The sequence below is a fragment of the Leeuwenhoekiella sp. H156 genome (assembly GCF_052218455.1).
GTDB classification, from domain to species: domain Bacteria; phylum Bacteroidota; class Bacteroidia; order Flavobacteriales; family Flavobacteriaceae; genus Leeuwenhoekiella; species Leeuwenhoekiella parthenopeia.
This window is the reverse complement of sequence record NZ_CP197499.1, coordinates 1,022,501-1,039,696: the sequence shown is the minus strand read 5'-3', so window position 1 is coordinate 1,039,696 and position 17,196 is coordinate 1,022,501. Positions and strand designations below refer to the sequence as shown.

Below are 17,196 nucleotides of genomic sequence, written 5' to 3'. Positions count from 1 at the left end.
TATAGCAACTCAGGGTCTAGAAATCAATGATTGTAACGAAAGCTTATAATTTTACACTTATAGGAACATCAATCATCATCAATCAAATTTAAAATGAGTTTTTTTAGAGCTTTAATCGCAATTTTTCTACCACCTCTTGCGGTGTTGGACAAGGGTTGTGGTTCTATTCTTATCGTTACGGTTTTATGGTTTTGCGGCTGGATTCCGGGAGTTATCGCAGCTTTGGTCATTGTGAATAAAAAGTAAAGCAGGTCTCTTTCCAGGAATCGTATCTTTGCAGTATGAATAAGCAGATACAACTTGAAGATTTAGGAAACAGGGACTATAAAGAAGTTTGGGATTACCAGGAAAAGCTTTTTAAGTCTATTCTGGATTTGAAGATCAAAAATCGAAGGGAAGAGACCAATCATCCCACGCCCAATTACTTTTTGTTTGTAGAGCATCCCCACGTTTATACTTTGGGTAAAAGCGGGGATATAAGTAATCTGCTTATTAGCGAAGAACAGCTCGCGGCTAAAAAGGCTACCTTCTATAAGATCAATCGGGGAGGGGATATTACTTATCACGGACCCGGGCAGATTGTGGGGTATCCTATTCTGGATCTGGAGAATTTCTTTACAGATATTCATAAATACCTGCGTCTGCTTGAGGAAATGATCATTCTTACTCTGGCTGACTATGGCATTAAAGCCGAAAGGTCTCCGGGAGAAACCGGGGTTTGGCTTGATGTAGACACTCCTTTCGCCCGCAAAATCTGCGCGATGGGTGTCAGGGCAAGCAGATGGGTAACTATGCACGGCTTTGCGTTTAATGTAAATGCAAATCTGGGCTATTTTGATAATATCGTTCCTTGTGGGATTAAAGAGAAAGCGGTTACCTCACTTAATGTTGAGTTGGGTAAAGCGCAGGTGGATGAGGCTGAAGTGAAGCAAAAATTGCTTGAGCATTTTAAAATTCTATTTGAAGCCGAATTCGTAAACCTTAATTCTGTACAAAGCCCGAATTAGTTTCAGAAGTATTGATTCCTGTTAAAAGAGTCAATCCGGTCATTTCGCCATTTTTAGTATAATGCATTTGTTTAACAAGACCGATGCCGGGAGCAATCCATTGCTTTAGTCTGCCGTCTTCATCACTTTGAGGAGTGATATGAGTTATAGATTCTACAACAAAACATTCGAAAGTACCCGCTGAAGTGTTCAGAACCTCCCTTTTTGTAAAATGTCTGTTCTTAAGCGTGTATTCTAAAGTGTGTACAATAGGCACAACCCTTAAACTTATAGTGAGTTGTGCATCAGGCAAGTGCTGGCCGGGATAGAAATCGACCGGTATTTCAAAAGTTCCCGATTCTATGTTCAGTTGCATGTTGCTATAGGCATCAAACATATAGCCCGGCAGTATGTTTTTAATACCCAGTGTCATACACTGTGAGTCCTGTTCTAGGTAATTATAAGTTGAATGTGACGGATCCTCTAAGGGTTTTACGTCAGCGAGTAGCATAATCTTTTTGCCTGTTAATGTGTTGAAGCTTGAAGTGACCCGGTAAAAGGTTTCCGAAGTAATTTGGTTTTCGGCATTGTAGGTGGTGTAGCTAAGGTTTGAAACATTTGAAAATACATCAGTAGTAAGGTCCTGTGATTGTCCTTTAGCTAATAGAGGAATCAATACGAAAGCAAGCAGGTTAAAAATAGTTTTCATAATTGGCTGTATTTCTTTTTAAACAAAAAGGGAATTACAGCATATCTGAAAAAAGCTTTAGGGGAAGAAAATAGCTTTTAAATCAGAAAAGGGGAAATGCTTGTACGTATCGAAAATACAATATTATTTCTAACTATACCTATGGAAATTTTAAATTTAACAGATTAACTTTCAGTAAGTTGTGTTTACAGGTTGATTTGGTAAATAAGTACGCTGTCTGACTCACCTTTGCAAGTAAGCAGAAGATTTTTAGCGTTTCCGGAATGTGCGAGATCAACATTTGAGGCTGCATAAACAGGAAAATTTGGAAGAAGATTAGCTTTTGCGTCGTACAAATAGACTCTATTGGTTTGTAAGTCTGTTAATGCAACATACGAGGAGGTTCCGTAGGTAAATACGTGAAGTCCGCTATAGATGCCTAGGTCAAGCTCGTTTTTCTCATTATTTATAGTGAGCACGTTTCCTACCAGTTTGGCTGTTATACTTCCGCCCCGATCGAAGAGGGTTTCGGTACCTGAATTTGATTTTTTTCGTGTGACTTTTCCGCTTTGCGAAATAGAAACGCTGCTTCCGTCTGCTTCGATAAGAACAAAGTCAGATTTTTCAGTAGTGATAGGATTTCCTGAAAAATTGAATTTCTCAGCAACATTTACCCTTAAGTCACCTGTTCTACTCAGAATTTTTAGTTTTCCATTTTCCAAGGGAAAAATGAGATAATCTTTTGAGCCTATGCGCAGATGTTGTGGTTTTGCGTTTACTGGGGCTTCAGCTTTCTCGTATTTAAAGCCTTTTACATTTTTGCCTTCCCGGTCGAGCATACTCACCACGTTATCCTGGATGATTACAAAACGGTAATCCCGGTTTCCATCGTAATCAAATACAGCAAGAGGTTGAGTGAGGGTGTTTTTGTAGTTGATGTCAAAGGGTTGTACAATGACGCCGTCACTTGCAATAACATAGAAGTGGTGTGGTGTTACAAATGCGTATTGCAGTCTTCCGTTTTTATAGAGGTCCACCTGCTCAATTGCGCCAAGAATAGGTCCGTCAAGCTCTTTTTTCCAGTCGATTTTTCCGCTTTGATTTATTTGATATAAGGTGTTTGAAACATCCTGGACTAAAATATTCTGACCTTTGGTACGGTAGTTTTTAAGAAGCTGAGGATTGTTAAGCAAATCGTTGTCCAGTTTTATACTTGCGATTTGAACAACCTGTGATTTCTTTTGGGAAACGGGTGTCTCGTAAATCCCCCCGTTTATATAAACATAATCATCAGAGGCACTCAACTGCAGGGCAGCATGCGGATAGGTCTTGAGGTCGATATGTTTTAGGCCTTTAGCGTGCTCTTTACTGAGTTTTTGATCCAGGTATTGAGCGGTTTTACTGGTGTTTGTATAGTATTCTAAAGTGTAGGTGTCGCTAAGGTTTTTTCTAAATTGTTTATAGGTCTGGTCATTATTTAGAACAGCGCCATTTTGATAATTAGCGGTTAGATCTTTAAGCTGATTTATTGATTTAGCAAAGAAAAAATGAGCATCCAGAGCAATATAGTACTCAAGCGCGGGTAGATTAAGCAGTTCTCTGAATGCGGTTTGAAAAAGGGTAGAGTCATTGAGCTTGCGTATGGGGTATTCTCTAAATATTTCGGCTTCGCCGGAAATGGTCTGGAGCGAAATCCCGGCTTGTTCTGCATCTGTAACTTCAGAAAAAACAATTACATCATCTTCCTGCTGAAGGCTTCCTACTCCGGTAGCATATTGCATATAGTCATCTAGCGGAAGTTTGAAATCTTTAAGTAATGCACCGCGGTATTCTGCCAGATTCGATTTGTAAACCTCCCAATCCTGAAAATTAAAATAGGAATATCCTCTCGCTGAAATTGGGATAAGGCCTTCAAAATTTGTTGTAGCCGGACTTAAGCCTTCAAAAAGGCGTGCGTTTTGATCGGAGTCTTTAGAATATTGAAGCACTCCACTGAGTTCTACAGCATCTGTTTCTATATCAAGATCTACGCCCAACCAGTCAAAAGACTTTTTAGAGCTTTGAAAACGGTGATGATCAAAAATATCTCTGAATAACGACTTATAATAAAAGCCATTAATAAGGAGGTTGGGGCTTTGAGCAGAACTGGTTTTTAAAATATTCTTCAGCGAGGTGTCTTCGGGGTCTCGACCGGAATTAGCCTGAAGCACCGCGTTTTCGAGAATTAGTTTTGATGTACTGGCCAGAAGATACGTATCATTGGTTATAAAGTAAATCTCCTGATCGTCGATCTTGATGTGATTTATAGCTACCCCTTCATAATCATAGTTGTTGAGCTGTTTTGTAAAAGAAGAATCTTTGGGCAGCAGGTTTTTGTGCGCTTCAGTTATAAAGGCAAGGTCATAATCATCATCCCCAAGAGCAATCCAGGCTATATAGGATTCTTTTTCGGGGTTGAAATAATTTAGAAGGTTTCGTTTTTGGTCGAGTTCTTCATATAAACGCGTTTCAGAGACAGATTTTAAAAATTTTGCACTTTGCAGGCTGTTTTTCAAATCCTGCCACTTAGGAACCCGCAGAATCGCTGCAGTTTTTTGAGGAATGAGATGTATGAGATCTGTTTCGGTCTCCGGGTGGCTGGTGCAACTTTGTAAAACGCTTAAAATGATAATTACCCAAATACTATTCCTCATTTCTTGAAAATTGTGCTTTTGTGAGACGCAGGTAAAATTAAAAAGTAAATTGGAGCGGCGGTGATTCTAATGGCATTAAATGTAAGTGTAAAGTACGATAGGTTTATAAATCAAGACTCAGTTGTTCGGGCAAAAGCCTGAAAGACTTTCTATGGAAGGGAGTTGTACCATATTCCTTTATGGCCTGGCGGTGTTCTTTTGTAGGATAGCCTTTGTTCTTTTTCCAGTTATATTGAGGAAATTTTTTATGCATATCAGTTAGGTAGCGGTCGCGTTCTGTTTTTGCTAGAATAGAAGCAGCTGCGATAGACAGGTACTTTTGATCTCCTTTGATGATGCATTCGTGTGAGGAAGATTTGTAGGGTTTGAATTTATTGCCGTCAACGAGAATGTGTTCTGGTTGAGGATTTAGCTTTTCGATAGCCTTATGCATTGCCAGAATAGAAGCGTTTAGAATATTGATTTTATCAATCTCTTCTGGGAAAACGTGGGCAACGGCATAGGAAACAGCTTCATTTTCAATCAATTCCCTTAGTTGCTCTCTGGATTTTGCAGAGAGTAACTTGGAGTCATTAATAAACATATTGTTGAAATCTGCCGGCAGAATTACCGCTGCAGCAGTAACAGGGCCTGCTAAACATCCTCTTCCGGCTTCATCTGTACCGCATTCGGTTAGCAATGTTTGGGATAATAGTGTTAAAGGCATCGGATTAAATATAATCATTAATTCTAAAATAGGATTTTTAGTCTGAGACCAGTCAATGAATTTTTTTTAGAGTTCCTGTAAAAACCTTGGTTTTTCAGTAAAATAAAACGGCGTTGTGGTAAAATTTTACAGATTTGCTATGTTAAATTAAGATGGCATTAAGATTATTGTTGCATTTCATTAAAAGTTTTAAGATGTTTGCGACGGCTAATTCAAATAAATAAATTTATGAAATCAAAAATTACATGGTGCTTTGCATCGGTATTTCTGCTTATGATGCAGTTTGCCTTTGCGCAGCAAAACAAAATTTCCGGAACAGTAACGGATCAGGATGGCGTTGTTCTACCTGGTGTTAACGTTGTTGTTAAGGGGACCAACCAAGGAACGCAAACAGACTTTGATGGTAACTATGCTATTAATGTTAATGTGGGTCAGACTTTGGTTTTTTCTTTTGTTGGGTTGAAGAATTCAGAAAAGAAAATAGGAGAGGGGCAATCTGTCATTAATGTTTCAATGGAACCGGATGCAGATGTACTTGAAGAGGTTGTTGTTCAAGGTTACCGAACTTCAACAAAAGAGAAATCAAGCATTGCATCAGTAACTGTCTCTGCAAAATCAATAGAAAACAGGCCTAACGCAAGTTTCGTCCAGACTTTGTCGGGTCAGGTGGCAGGTCTTAATATCAGTACTGCCTCCGGTCAACCAGGTTCAAATTCAACGGTAATATTACGTGGTATTAACTCGATAAATGGTAATATAGAGCCGTTATTCATTATCGATGGTGCTCCAGTTGATCAGGATAATTTCCGAAGTTTAAACCCTCAGGACATAGCTTCGATATCAGTGTTGAAAGATGCAGGTGCTACGGCGATTTATGGAAACCGTGGTGCTAATGGTGTTATTGTTATTGAAACAAGACAAGGTCGTTTCGAGCAGCCGCTAAGGGTTGATGTAGTTTCCATATATAGCTTTAGCACCTTACAAGATAATGATTACAATTTGATGAACTCTCAGCAGCAGCTTGGGTTAGAGAAACAGGTTGGTTCTGGGTTGGGTTCTACTTTGACTGATGCTGAGATTGCAGGGTATTCAACCACAGACTGGCCTGACTACTTTTTTAGAACTGCAAACATTAGCAATAATACTGTAAACCTTTCTAGTGGTGGTTCTAAATCAACCCAATTTACGTCTTTAGGATACTATGATGCAGAAGGAATTTTGAAGAATACCGGTCTTCAGCGTTTCAATATTAGAAACAATTTGTCAGGTAGAAGTGAAAATGATCGTTTTGATTATTCATCCAATTTTAGTATCAACTTCTCAACTACAAACGAGGATGGGTCCATTGGTACGTCTGGTATAAACAGAAACCCTATTTTAGCTGCTTATCAGTCTGTTCCATATATTAGTCCAGATGATTATGTAGACGGTGCTTCGTTAACTTCTCCTCTTTTATTTAGAAATACCCCTTTATTTATTATTGATAGGTTGAGAACTTACACCAGAGAAGATGAAGAGGTTAAATTAATTGGTTCTTTCTCGGCGGGTTATAAAATTACTAATGATATTGCCGCTAGAGTTGTGTTAAGTGCTGATTATCAAAATGAGGTATTGACTACGTCAGAAGCATCAGACTCCTTTAATGCATTGCTTTTTGGTGGAGCGGCAAACCCATTGGCGGGTTCGCAGTTTCAACAAACGAGACGTGTTTTTTCATATAACCAGGTAACTTCTCTTAACTACAATAAGTCGTTTGGGGAGCACACATTTGATTTGGGTCTCTTTACTGAATATTTTAAGGCTCACCTTCGTCAGTTTGGAGCTGAGGCTAATGGTTTGGACCCCAAAACCTTTTCTCCTGGAGATGGTGCAGGTTATGTGGCTGATAATGGTCAAAATGATTTCTTTGCTGATAATGCATTTGCCCTAAGAAGAAATGCTGGTTTATTCTCTTATTTTGCACGAGCAGATTATGACTATTCTGCTAGATACGGTCTTACTGGTACTATACGTAGGGATGCATCTTATCGTTTCTCAGGAAGTAATAGATGGGCTACTTTTTATTCTATTGCAGGTAGATGGAATATTAGTAACGAGAGGTTTATGCAAAACAGTGTTTTTGATGTGTTAAAACTAAGGGCTTCTTATGGTACTTCTGGTAACCAAAGGATTTCAGGAGATACTTACTTCAGCGCTCCAGACTTATATCTTAACTTATTTGCTACCGGTGCCGGTTATGCGGGTCTGAATTCTATTTTCTTAAGTCAAATAGGTAATACAACATTAAGATGGGAGACTGTAGCTCAAACCAATGTGGGTGTTGATTTTGAGGTGTTCAACAGACGTTTAAGAGGTTCTTTTGATGTTTACAATAAAGAAACTCAAGATCTTTTTCAAAGCACCCCAATATCGGCTATTAACGGGCAGACAGCCCTTAATGCGAACGTAGGGAGTCTAGGTAATAAAGGTTTTGATTTTAATATAAATTATGACGTAATAAGAGGTGGTGTTGATGGTTTTAATATGAATGTTGCTGTTTTAGGTAACTATAATAAAACTGAAATTCTTGAATTACCTGGTGGTGATACAGAATTAATTGGTACTGGCCGTGTTGGAGGTCCTTTGTTTGAATATTATACTATACGCTATGCTGGGGTTAATCCTGCAAACGGTAATGTGTTGTTTTACACTGCTGATGGCGAGGTTACTGAAACACCAAATGCCGATACTGATCGGGTTTGGACAGGTAAGAATATTTATCCGGATTGGAATGGTGGTTTTAATATGAATTTTGACTATAAGGGATTTTTCCTTCAAACCCAATGGAATTATACATTTGGCGTAGATCGTTTTGATAATGACTTAGCAGGATTCCAGAATAGAGATAATATTGGGCAATTTAGAACTTCAACAGATATTTTGCGTGCCTGGACTCCAGATAATCGTGTAACTGATATACCTGCTTTGGGTGCTACTAACGTAAATGTTTACGGATCTACCAGATATCTTAGAAGTGCAGATTATGTAAGATTGCGTTTTGCAAGTTTTGGATATTCATTTCCTAAACGTCATATAGAGCCTGCAGGAATTTCGTCTCTACGTCTTTTTGCGAATGCTGAAAATTTATTCACCATTACCGAATGGAGAGGTTTTGATGCCGAGGCTCAAATTAATACTTCACGAATCTATCCTACTCCACGTACAATTTCTTTTGGAATTGAATTAGGACTATAAAAAAAAATAAAATGAGAAATATAAAATTTAATTTGATATGGGTCATTTTAGTAACATCATTAATTTCTTGTAATGATGCTATTGAGATTGATCAACCGGGAAGATTGAGTGCTGAAGCCACCTTCCAAACAGTAGATGACTTACAAGCAGGTTTGTACGGAGTTTATCTGAGATATGATGTGACTCAAGAGATTTCCTTTGCCTCACGGTTTACAGATGAAATTTCAATTGGTTTCGACAACGGAGGTCAGGCACTTTCGGAATATAGCTTTGTTTTAAACCCAGATGGAGCAGCGCCTGCAGATTTTTGGGTGCAAAATTATGCCGCTCTTAATGCAGCGAACAGATTGCTTGATGCTGCTCTTATCGTTGAGCCATCTGCTGATCAGAGAGATCTTTATGATGATATTGTAGGTCAGGCACTTGCTTTAAGAGCATTTGCTCACTTTACATTGTTGTCATACTTCACCACAGACTACACAGATGATTCTGCTTTAGGTGTTATATTGTTAGACTTTGTGCCAACTATTGATCAAAATTTACTTAGAAATACTAACGGTGAGATCTATGCAAGTATAGAAGAAGATCTGAGTAGAGCATTTAATTTGCTAAGTTATGATCAGAACCCCACATTTATCGGAAGAGATTTTATTACTGCTTTAAGAGCTAGAATGGCAGCTTATCGTCAGAATTATCCTGATGCAGAGCGGTTTGCTAGACAGCTTGTCGATAAATATGGTATTGCTAACCGTGATCAGTATAAGGCGATGTTTTTAGATCAGGATAATACAGAGATTATATTTAAATTAGAGCGAACCCTGAACGGTCCTTACGATGGTCAGGGTAATACAGCTTTTCCAATTGGAGGTGGTTGGGCAGGAGCTAACTTTGCTTTTACCGGTCCAGGAATTGATGGATCACCTTATCTTGAGATGGGTAGAAGTCTTTTCAATCTTTTAGACCCTGCCGATATTAGATATGATGTAAATGTGCATCCATCATCAATAGTAGATCCTAATTATCCTGATCCTGTAAATTTCGCAGCAGATGATATTTTGGTCATAAACAAGTACCCCGGTTCCGAGGGTCGTCCTTTAATGAATGATCTCAAGGTGTTTAGATCTTCTGAGATGCTTCTTATACTTGCAGAAGCAAGAGCTGCTCAGGATAACTTTAATGGTGCTAGCAATAGTACCGCTTCGTTGATCAAGAGGTTAAGAGATGCTAGGTTTGGTGAGGCAACAGCGTTGCCAAATTACGGAAGCAGAGAAGAAGCTTTTGCTGATATACTTGAAGAAAGAAGAATTGAGCTCGCTTTTGAGGGACACCGCTATAAAGACTTGAAGCGCTTAGGCCAGCGTGCTAATCAAGGAGTTGATAAAGATCCTTTAGATTGTGCATTTAATGGTGCTTGTGCGCTTCCTGCAACTGATTATCGATTCACTTTTCCTTTACCGATTGTAGAATTTAACGCTAATCCTGGATTGAGAGAACAACAAAATCCTGGATACTAAACAGTTTTAATTATGAAAAATAGAATTTATATATTAAGTTTTTCCTTAGTCTTACTGGCAATTGGCTTGGTGAGCTGTGAGGATGAGGTAGTGATTTATAATCCCGATAGTTCTTTTGCACAGTTAGAGAGTGCTTCTGCATCTGTTGCCGAAGATGGAGATACTGCTTCTATCACAGTTACGTCTAGTGCTGCAGGTACCGTAAATTTTACAGTTAGTTCTGAGGCTGGTAGCGATAGATATTCTATAACTCCAGCAAATGGGGTGTTAGAATTCACGGAGGGAGATGCGAGTCAAGAAATTGTTGTTACTCCTATTGATAACCTGGATAATGATGGTAATGTTGAAATTACTATTGAATTGGTAGAAGGAGGGAGTTTATCAATTGGAACCGGTGGAGAAGGATTATTTAAGAAGAGTGCTACCGTTTTAATAAGAGATAATGATTGTCCGACTGTAGTTTCAGAGAAGTATGGAGTAAGAGTTTTTGCATTTGGTGAGGAAGCTCCATCTTATACTGCGACTTTAGTTCCTGTTGCAGGAACGGACAACCAGTTTACGGTAGCATCTGCCTGGGGACCAACATTTGTATCTTGGGCAACCGGAGATAGTCAATATGATAATAGATTCCTATATCCTGCGACTATTACTATTAATGATGATTTTACGGTAACAGTAGTAGGAGGTGGTGCTGCATATACCGGAGGTACTGGAACTTATTCTGCTTGTGATGATGAGTTTAGTTTCACATTAACCCAAGCTATTTTTAGTAGTCCTTTTACCGTAGATGTGGTGATGACGGGTAATTAAGAAACGTCTAATTTTGATTTTTTTAAAAACCGAGGAATTTAAATTCCTCGGTTTTTTCATTTTAGTCCATTCGGTTTTTCTACAACCTAATGCGGTTGAGAATTTATGTTGTTTACGCTTTCGAAGAGCAGCTTGAAGTTTGAGATACCATACTCAAATAAATTATAGTAATTTGAAGTTGTTATTTTAGTTTTTGTAAGTAAATATTTATGATTTTATGTTCGAATTTAGTAAGGTATGGAGATGTGAAACATTTTAAATGATAGGATTATCAGCTTATTAATTATGCCTAAATATTATTTCACCCACGTTTGTTATTTTATCAGTATCAGCATTGTAGATTAACTCCTCAAAAGGTAAAGGTTCGAGTTGTTAAATACACTCGTTAAAAAATGATATTAATTAGGACACTATCCTATTAACTGTGTAAGTTAAAAATAACAGGGGTTTGACTTGTTTCAAGTCTGACCTTTTTTTCGTAGATCGTTAGGAACTGATTTAGGATTATGCCCCAGTTCTTTACAGGCATCGATAATTTTTTGGTCGCCTCCCTTACTGACAAATATACGGATTTCATCACCGCATCGTCTGTTTGGAAAGAGAGTTTGTTCTTAGTGTACTTTCTTATCTTTCCATTGAGGTTTTCTATCAGGTTTGTAGTGTATATAATTTTCCTGATCTCAATGGGGAACTCAAAGAACACGGTAAGCTCGTCCCAGTTCTCCCTCCAGCTTTTTATGGCATAGGAGTACTTATCTTCCCATTTACCGGCAAAGTCCTCTAGGGCTGCCTGTCCCGCAGCCTGATTTGGTGCGTTATAGATACCCTTCATATCTGCCGTGAAGGCTTTTTTATCTTTCCATACAACATACATGCAGGCGTTTCTTAGTTGATGTACTGCGCATATCTGGGTTTTGGATTCCGGGAAAACGTTTTTGATGGCATCGGTAAAACCGTTCAGGTTATCGGTAGCGGTGATAAGGATATCTTCTGTACCACGGGCCCGCATATCGGTAAGAACACTCATCCAGAAAACAGCGGATTCGTTCTTGCCCAGCCATAGACCTAGGACTTCTTTCTTACCATCCTTGCGAAGTCCTACCGCAATATAAACGGTCTTATTAATGACCTTTGAGTTCTCTCTTACTTTGAATACGATCCCATCCAACCATACGATAAGATAGATTGGCTCCAAAGGCCTATTTTGCCAAGCAACAATATCTCCTGAGATCTTATCGGTTATTCTGGATATAGTGGATGTAGAAATATCAAAGTTATAGACTTCTCGTATCTGCTCTTCAATATCGCTATTGCTCATACCCTTGGCATAGAGCGACACAATCACGTTCTAGATCCCGTCTACCCTAGTACCTCTCTTAGGAACTATCATAGGGTTAAAACTAGCGTCTCTATCTCTGGGGACAGCAATCTGCGATTCCCCGAAGGAAGTACGCACTGTCTTTGAAGCACACCCATTGCGGGTGTTCCCAGTCTTCGATTTTTGGTTCTTATCGTAATCCATATGCGCATCAAGTTCACCTTCAAGCATTTTCTCAATACCGCGTTTTTGCAGTTCTTTAAAAAAACCGTTGAGCTCATCGCTCGTCTTAAACTGTTTTAAAAAATCATCGTTGAATAATTCCTCTTTCTTCATAATGGTGTAAAATTTAAAGTTAAAAAAATAGCGGGGGCATCCCCCCGCTATTTCTAGTTACACATTTTGTGAGATAATACTTTTCTTAAAGAAGAATTTTTGATCTACTATTTCCAAATAGTATTATTAGGAGTTTAGAAATTCAAGACTTTCTATTACATCTTCTTCTTCACTTAAATTCAGGTCATTTGCCTTGACGAAATTTTTAAATTCCTTATCTGATATGATTTTTAGAATATTCCTTTTACCCAAGCGAATATATTCTGCGGGTTTTCCATTTAGTTTTAAATAATAAGACTGAGTTTCTTTAAATCTAGGAGGTTTGTCTGTTCCGTAAGTTGATTGAGCCTCTTGCCCTGGTAATAGCTCGACATCTTCTTTAAGAAGAAGTTTATTTATGCCAGAGTTTAAAACACTGAAATATGCTTTTCTTTTTTCATTATTATTTATATACTCAAATATTTCATATGTTTTGTTTCCTATTTCTATTCTGCTGTCTTCGAGTCGAAGAAGCGACGAAATCTTGTCTAATTCATTTTTAACTTCAAATTCGTCTCGATAAGCATTGTATCTTATCATTGATTTAAAAGACTTTTCACCTGTGTGAACCGTTCCTATCTTAAAAGATTCATCGATATATTGTGAACCTATGACATTTGTGGGTACGGAGTTTTTTCCACTTAGGGTATTGCGTATATAGTCGCCCGGTACGTCGTAAATTTGAGCGTAAGTTGCTCCGGAAAGCAAAATTAAAAAGAGTGATAAAGATAAATATTTCATAGAATTTAATTTTTATTATACTAAAGGTAGCTAATTTTGTGCCAATTGGCCGTCCAAAGAAAAATAATTCTAAATTTTATATCGATATTAAACTGATTTGGGTTAAATGTAAATACCCTATTTTTGACCCAAATTTTTTAAATGCGATTAAGCTTTATCATATTTCTTTTTCTTGTATTCACAGCGAACCTCTTGGGACAAGATCAAATTCGGGTATCTCAGGATAGAGTAGGTGACACTGATGATTCACAAAGGAACCCGAGATCTCAGCAAAAAAAGCAAGAACGCCCCCCCATCAATCTCTATAAAATCATTTCCGTTGAAAATGATACTACCCTGGTAGATACTTCGCTCACGATAAAGAAATTCTACAAGTTTAATTACCTGCGTAACGATAATTTTGAGTTGCTGCCCTTTTCTAATGAGGGGCAATCTTATAACTCGTTGATGCGTGATTTTTCCAATTCACAGATATTACCTGTATTTGGCGCTCGGGCACGGCATTTCAATTATATGGAGGTAGATGACATCTACTATTACAATGTGCCGACTCCACTTACAGAACTATACTATAAGAGTGTATTTCAACAGGGGCAGAATTTGGATGCATTTTTTACAATGAATAAGTCAAAGCGCTTCAACTTTTCAATAGCTTATAAGGGCTTACGCAGTTTGGGTAATTATCAGAACATTCTTACCAGTACCGGTAATTTTCGATTCACCGTAAATTATCAGAATACGAGTGGACGTTACGATCTTAAAGCGCACTATGTAGCTCAGGATTTACTCAATCAGGAAAATGGCGGACTCACAGAACAAGGTCTGATAAACTTTAGAAGTGACGACTCCCAGTTTGATGATAGAGCTGTACTCTCAGTGAATTTTGAAAATGCCGAAAGTATATTAGACGGCTCACGATTTTACCTTAATCATAAATACGATTTGATCCGGCAGGATACCCTTTCCAAAAACCGGATTGAGCTGGGGCATATTTCAAATTACGAAACCAAATTTTACAAGTACGACCAGACCAGTCCCGCGACAAGTCTATTTGGCAACTCGTTTGTAACACAAAACATTTCAGATAAAACAGATCTTAAAACATTCGACAATACAGCCTATGTGGCTTATACCAATAATATCCTGGGAAGATTGAGTTTTCAGATTTCTCACTCCTATTATAAGTACGGTTATAATTCAGTATTGATACAAGAATCAGGTCGTATTCCAAACCAAATTGTAGGCAATAACATAGCCGCAGGCGCTTCCTATAAAAAAGAATACAAAGGTTTTCAGCTTTCGGGTAAAGCCGCGCTAAATGTAGCCGGAGATTTTGCAGGCTACAATCTCGATGCAGAAGCAGGTTATGCGTATAAAGACAAGGCAACATTTACAGGAGGTCTACATATCAATGCCTCTCCCGCAAATTATAATCACCTGCTCTATCAAAGTAGTTACGAGAATTACAATTGGTACAACTTAGAGGCCTATCAAACCGTTAAAACACAATCGCTGGATTTTAATATGAAGTCCGATTCCTGGTTAAACGCATCAGTCAGTCTGGTTAATATGTCTGATTACGCCTATTTTGGCAGAAGCACTCAGGATACTTTAGTTCAGTCCTTTCAAACAGGCGATAACATTACCTATCTAAAAGCAAAAGTAAATAAGGAGTTTCGCCTGGGTAAATTTGCGCTAGATAATACCATAGCCTATCAAAAAGTAACCGGTGGGGAGCAATACCTCAATGTGCCGGAGTTTATTACGCGAAACACACTTTATTTTTCGGATGAATGGTTTAAAAAGGCACTCTTTATTCAGACGGGTTTAAGCTTAAAGTACTTCACCTCTTATACGATGGATGCTTATGATCCGGTTTTGGCTGAGTTCTACGTTCAAAACCAAGAGGAAATAGGAGATTTTCCGTTGATCGATTTATTTTTTAATATGAAAGTGCGTCAAACCCGTATCTTTTTCATTGGTGAGCACATCAATGCTTTAGTGGCTCCTAACGACTATTTCAGCGCTCCGGGTTATCCGTATAGGGACTTTACGTTTCGTTTTGGCTTGGTGTGGAATTTCTTTCTCTAATTTTTTATGGAGCTTTGATTGCTTTGTGCAATCACCGCGCTGTCGCTACTCGCTTTTTTCACTTCCCTGCGGTCGTAAAAAAGAGCTCACACATGCCGCTCCATCGCTAAGCCGTATTTCAGAGAGATATTTTTTAAAAGCAAAAAGTCTTGTATAGTAAGTTTTTTATTTCTTTTAAATAACCCAATAACCCAATAACCCAATAACCCAATAACCCAATAACCCAATAACCCTCATTTCAGCTTTTCGATAAGAAAGAACTTTCTATTTAAAATAGGTAGAAGCTGCATTTCAACGTTTTTTTTAGGGAATATCAGTGGATTCGCGGTTTTTAAGTTTTTTGTTTCAGGAGTAATTTGAGATTGAGAGCCGGGTTTTTAGAAAACTTTAAAAAAACTTTTGGGTGTAAGTGATTGGCAATTAGGCTTTGGTAAAAAAGATTTCAAAAAGTGGAGTAAAGCTGTTGCAGGGTTAGATAATCGTTCTATATTTGCGCCTCCAAAATCGGGTATAAAAAACGGTTTTACGTTCATTAAAAGGCTTCAAAAAATAAACTTAAAAAAAGTTTGTTAGTAAAGGGAAAAGGGTAGTATCTTTGCCCTCCGCTTTTTCGGCAACGAGGGCGGTGAAGTTCTTGAAAAATGTGCATTTGTCGGGGTAAAAATTTTAACATTTTTATTCTTGTTTGGCAAAGAAAAAAGGTTGTATATTTGCAGCCGCTTTCGCAGAGAGCAACGCACAATGAAATAGAGTGATTTGGTGATTTAGAAATGGGGTTCGATTCCCTAACACTTAGCAAGAAAATTTCTTCTTGAGATATTAGGAGAAAAGTTATTTGACATATTGAATTGACAACGCGTCCCGATTTTATATCGGGATTGAATTAAAACTAGAACGACCATTTTGAGCTTTCTTAGAGATAAGAAGGTGATTAAATTTCCTTATATCGTGGGATATTATATAAGACACTACGATGAAGAGTTTGATCCTGGCTCAGGATGAACGCTAGCGGCAGGCCTAACACATGCAAGTCGAACGGTAACAGGGAAAAGCTTGCTTTTCTGCTGACGAGTGGCGCACGGGTGCGTAACGCGTATGCAATCTGCCTTGTACTGGAGTATAGCCCAGGGAAACTTGGATTAATCCTCCATAGTCTATATTGATGGCATCATTTATATAGTAAAGGTTACGGTACAAGATGAGCATGCGTCCTATTAGCTAGTAGGTGTGGTAACGGCACACCTAGGCAACGATAGGTAGGGGTCCTGAGAGGGAGATCCCCCACACTGGTACTGAGACACGGACCAGACTCCTACGGGAGGCAGCAGTGAGGAATATTGGACAATGGGCGAAAGCCTGATCCAGCCATGCCGCGTGCAGGAAGACGGCCCTATGGGTTGTAAACTGCTTTTATACGGGAAGAATAAGTGTTATGTATAGCACGATGACGGTACCGTAAGAATAAGCACCGGCTAACTCCGTGCCAGCAGCCGCGGTAATACGGAGGGTGCAAGCGTTATCCGGAATCATTGGGTTTAAAGGGTCCGTAGGTGGACTAATAAGTCAGTGGTGAAAGTCTGCAGCTTAACTGTAGAATTGCCATTGATACTGTTAGTCTTGAATTGTTGTGAAGTAACTAGAATATGTAGTGTAGCGGTGAAATGCATAGATATTACATAGAATACCGATTGCGAAGGCAGGTTACTAACAATATATTGACACTGATGGACGAAAGCGTGGGGAGCGAACAGGATTAGATACCCTGGTAGTCCACGCCGTAAACGATGGTTACTAGCTGTCCGGCTCAATTGAGAGCTGGGTGGCCAAGCGAAAGTGATAAGTAACCCACCTGGGGAGTACGTTCGCAAGAATGAAACTCAAAGGAATTGACGGGGGCCCGCACAAGCGGTGGAGCATGTGGTTTAATTCGATGATACGCGAGGAACCTTACCAGGGCTTAAATGTAGTCTGACAGGGGTGGAAACACCTTTTTCTTCGGACAGATTACAAGGTGCTGCATGGTTGTCGTCAGCTCGTGCC

The 17,196-nt window shown here is 38.7% G+C and carries 10 protein-coding genes, 1 rRNA gene and 1 pseudogene (1 of these 12 running past the window's edge); 7 read left to right on the top strand and 5 right to left on the bottom strand.

Annotation, left to right across the window (positions count from 1 at the left end):
• Positions 1-93: 93 nt before the first annotated feature.
• Positions 94-246: a YqaE/Pmp3 family membrane protein gene (locus tag ACSSS3_RS04380; protein ID WP_099647169.1), complete on the top strand. Its 153-nt coding sequence runs from the start codon at positions 94-96 to the stop codon at positions 244-246.
• 35 nt (positions 247-281) lie between these two features.
• Positions 282-1,007 (top strand): lipoyl(octanoyl) transferase LipB, encoded by a 726-nt coding sequence (gene lipB, locus ACSSS3_RS04375; protein ID WP_442846565.1) that lies wholly within the window; start codon positions 282-284, stop codon positions 1,005-1,007.
• Here lipB and ACSSS3_RS04370 read toward each other — a convergent pair.
• From ACSSS3_RS04370 to ACSSS3_RS04360, 3 genes are all read right to left on the bottom strand, one after another.
• Positions 982-1,695, bottom strand: coding sequence for a TapB family protein (locus ACSSS3_RS04370; protein ID WP_442846564.1), 714 nt, complete (start codon positions 1,693-1,695; stop codon positions 982-984). The two genes, lipB and ACSSS3_RS04370, sit on opposite strands and share 26 nt — an antisense overlap.
• Positions 1,696-1,880: 185 nt before the next feature.
• Positions 1,881-4,367 carry a hypothetical protein gene (locus ACSSS3_RS04365; protein WP_442846563.1) on the bottom strand — a complete coding sequence of 829 codons (2,487 nt, stop codon included), beginning with the start codon at positions 4,365-4,367 and terminating at the stop codon, positions 1,881-1,883.
• Between the two features lie 103 nt (positions 4,368-4,470).
• Entirely contained in the window at positions 4,471-5,091 is a 621-nt protein-coding gene (locus ACSSS3_RS04360) for a ribonuclease HII (protein ID WP_442846562.1), read from the bottom strand.
• Positions 5,092-5,301: 210 nt separating this feature from the next.
• Between ACSSS3_RS04360 and ACSSS3_RS04355 the strand changes: the two genes are divergently transcribed.
• From ACSSS3_RS04355 to ACSSS3_RS04345, 3 genes are read left to right on the top strand one after another with little or no spacing between them, the layout of a single operon-like run.
• Positions 5,302-8,307: a SusC/RagA family TonB-linked outer membrane protein gene (locus ACSSS3_RS04355; RefSeq protein WP_442846561.1), complete on the top strand. Its 3,006-nt coding sequence runs from the start codon at positions 5,302-5,304 to the stop codon at positions 8,305-8,307.
• 11 nt (positions 8,308-8,318) lie between these two features.
• Positions 8,319-9,821, top strand: coding sequence for a RagB/SusD family nutrient uptake outer membrane protein (locus tag ACSSS3_RS04350; protein WP_442846560.1), 1,503 nt, complete (start codon positions 8,319-8,321; stop codon positions 9,819-9,821).
• A 12-nt stretch (positions 9,822-9,833) separates the two neighbouring features.
• Positions 9,834-10,631, top strand: a complete 798-nt coding sequence (locus ACSSS3_RS04345) for a hypothetical protein (protein ID WP_442846559.1) — start codon at positions 9,834-9,836, stop codon at positions 10,629-10,631.
• A gap of 418 nt (positions 10,632-11,049) precedes the next feature.
• Here ACSSS3_RS04345 and ACSSS3_RS04340 read toward each other — a convergent pair.
• Together ACSSS3_RS04340 and ACSSS3_RS04335 are read right to left on the bottom strand one after the other, a co-directional pair.
• A pseudogene (locus ACSSS3_RS04340) lies at positions 11,050-12,285 on the bottom strand (IS256 family transposase).
• 126 nt (positions 12,286-12,411) lie between these two features.
• On the bottom strand, positions 12,412-13,065 hold the full coding sequence (locus tag ACSSS3_RS04335) for a hypothetical protein (protein ID WP_442846558.1): 654 nt from the start codon (positions 13,063-13,065) through the stop codon (positions 12,412-12,414).
• A gap of 192 nt (positions 13,066-13,257) precedes the next feature.
• Between ACSSS3_RS04335 and ACSSS3_RS04330 the strand changes: the two genes are divergently transcribed.
• Together ACSSS3_RS04330 and ACSSS3_RS04325 are read left to right on the top strand one after the other, a co-directional pair.
• Complete coding sequence (locus ACSSS3_RS04330) at positions 13,258-15,156, top strand: putative porin (RefSeq protein ID WP_442846557.1); 1,899 nt, start codon at positions 13,258-13,260, stop codon at positions 15,154-15,156.
• 970 nt (positions 15,157-16,126) lie between these two features.
• Positions 16,127-17,196, top strand: a 16S ribosomal RNA gene (locus ACSSS3_RS04325); it runs 458 nt beyond the window's last position.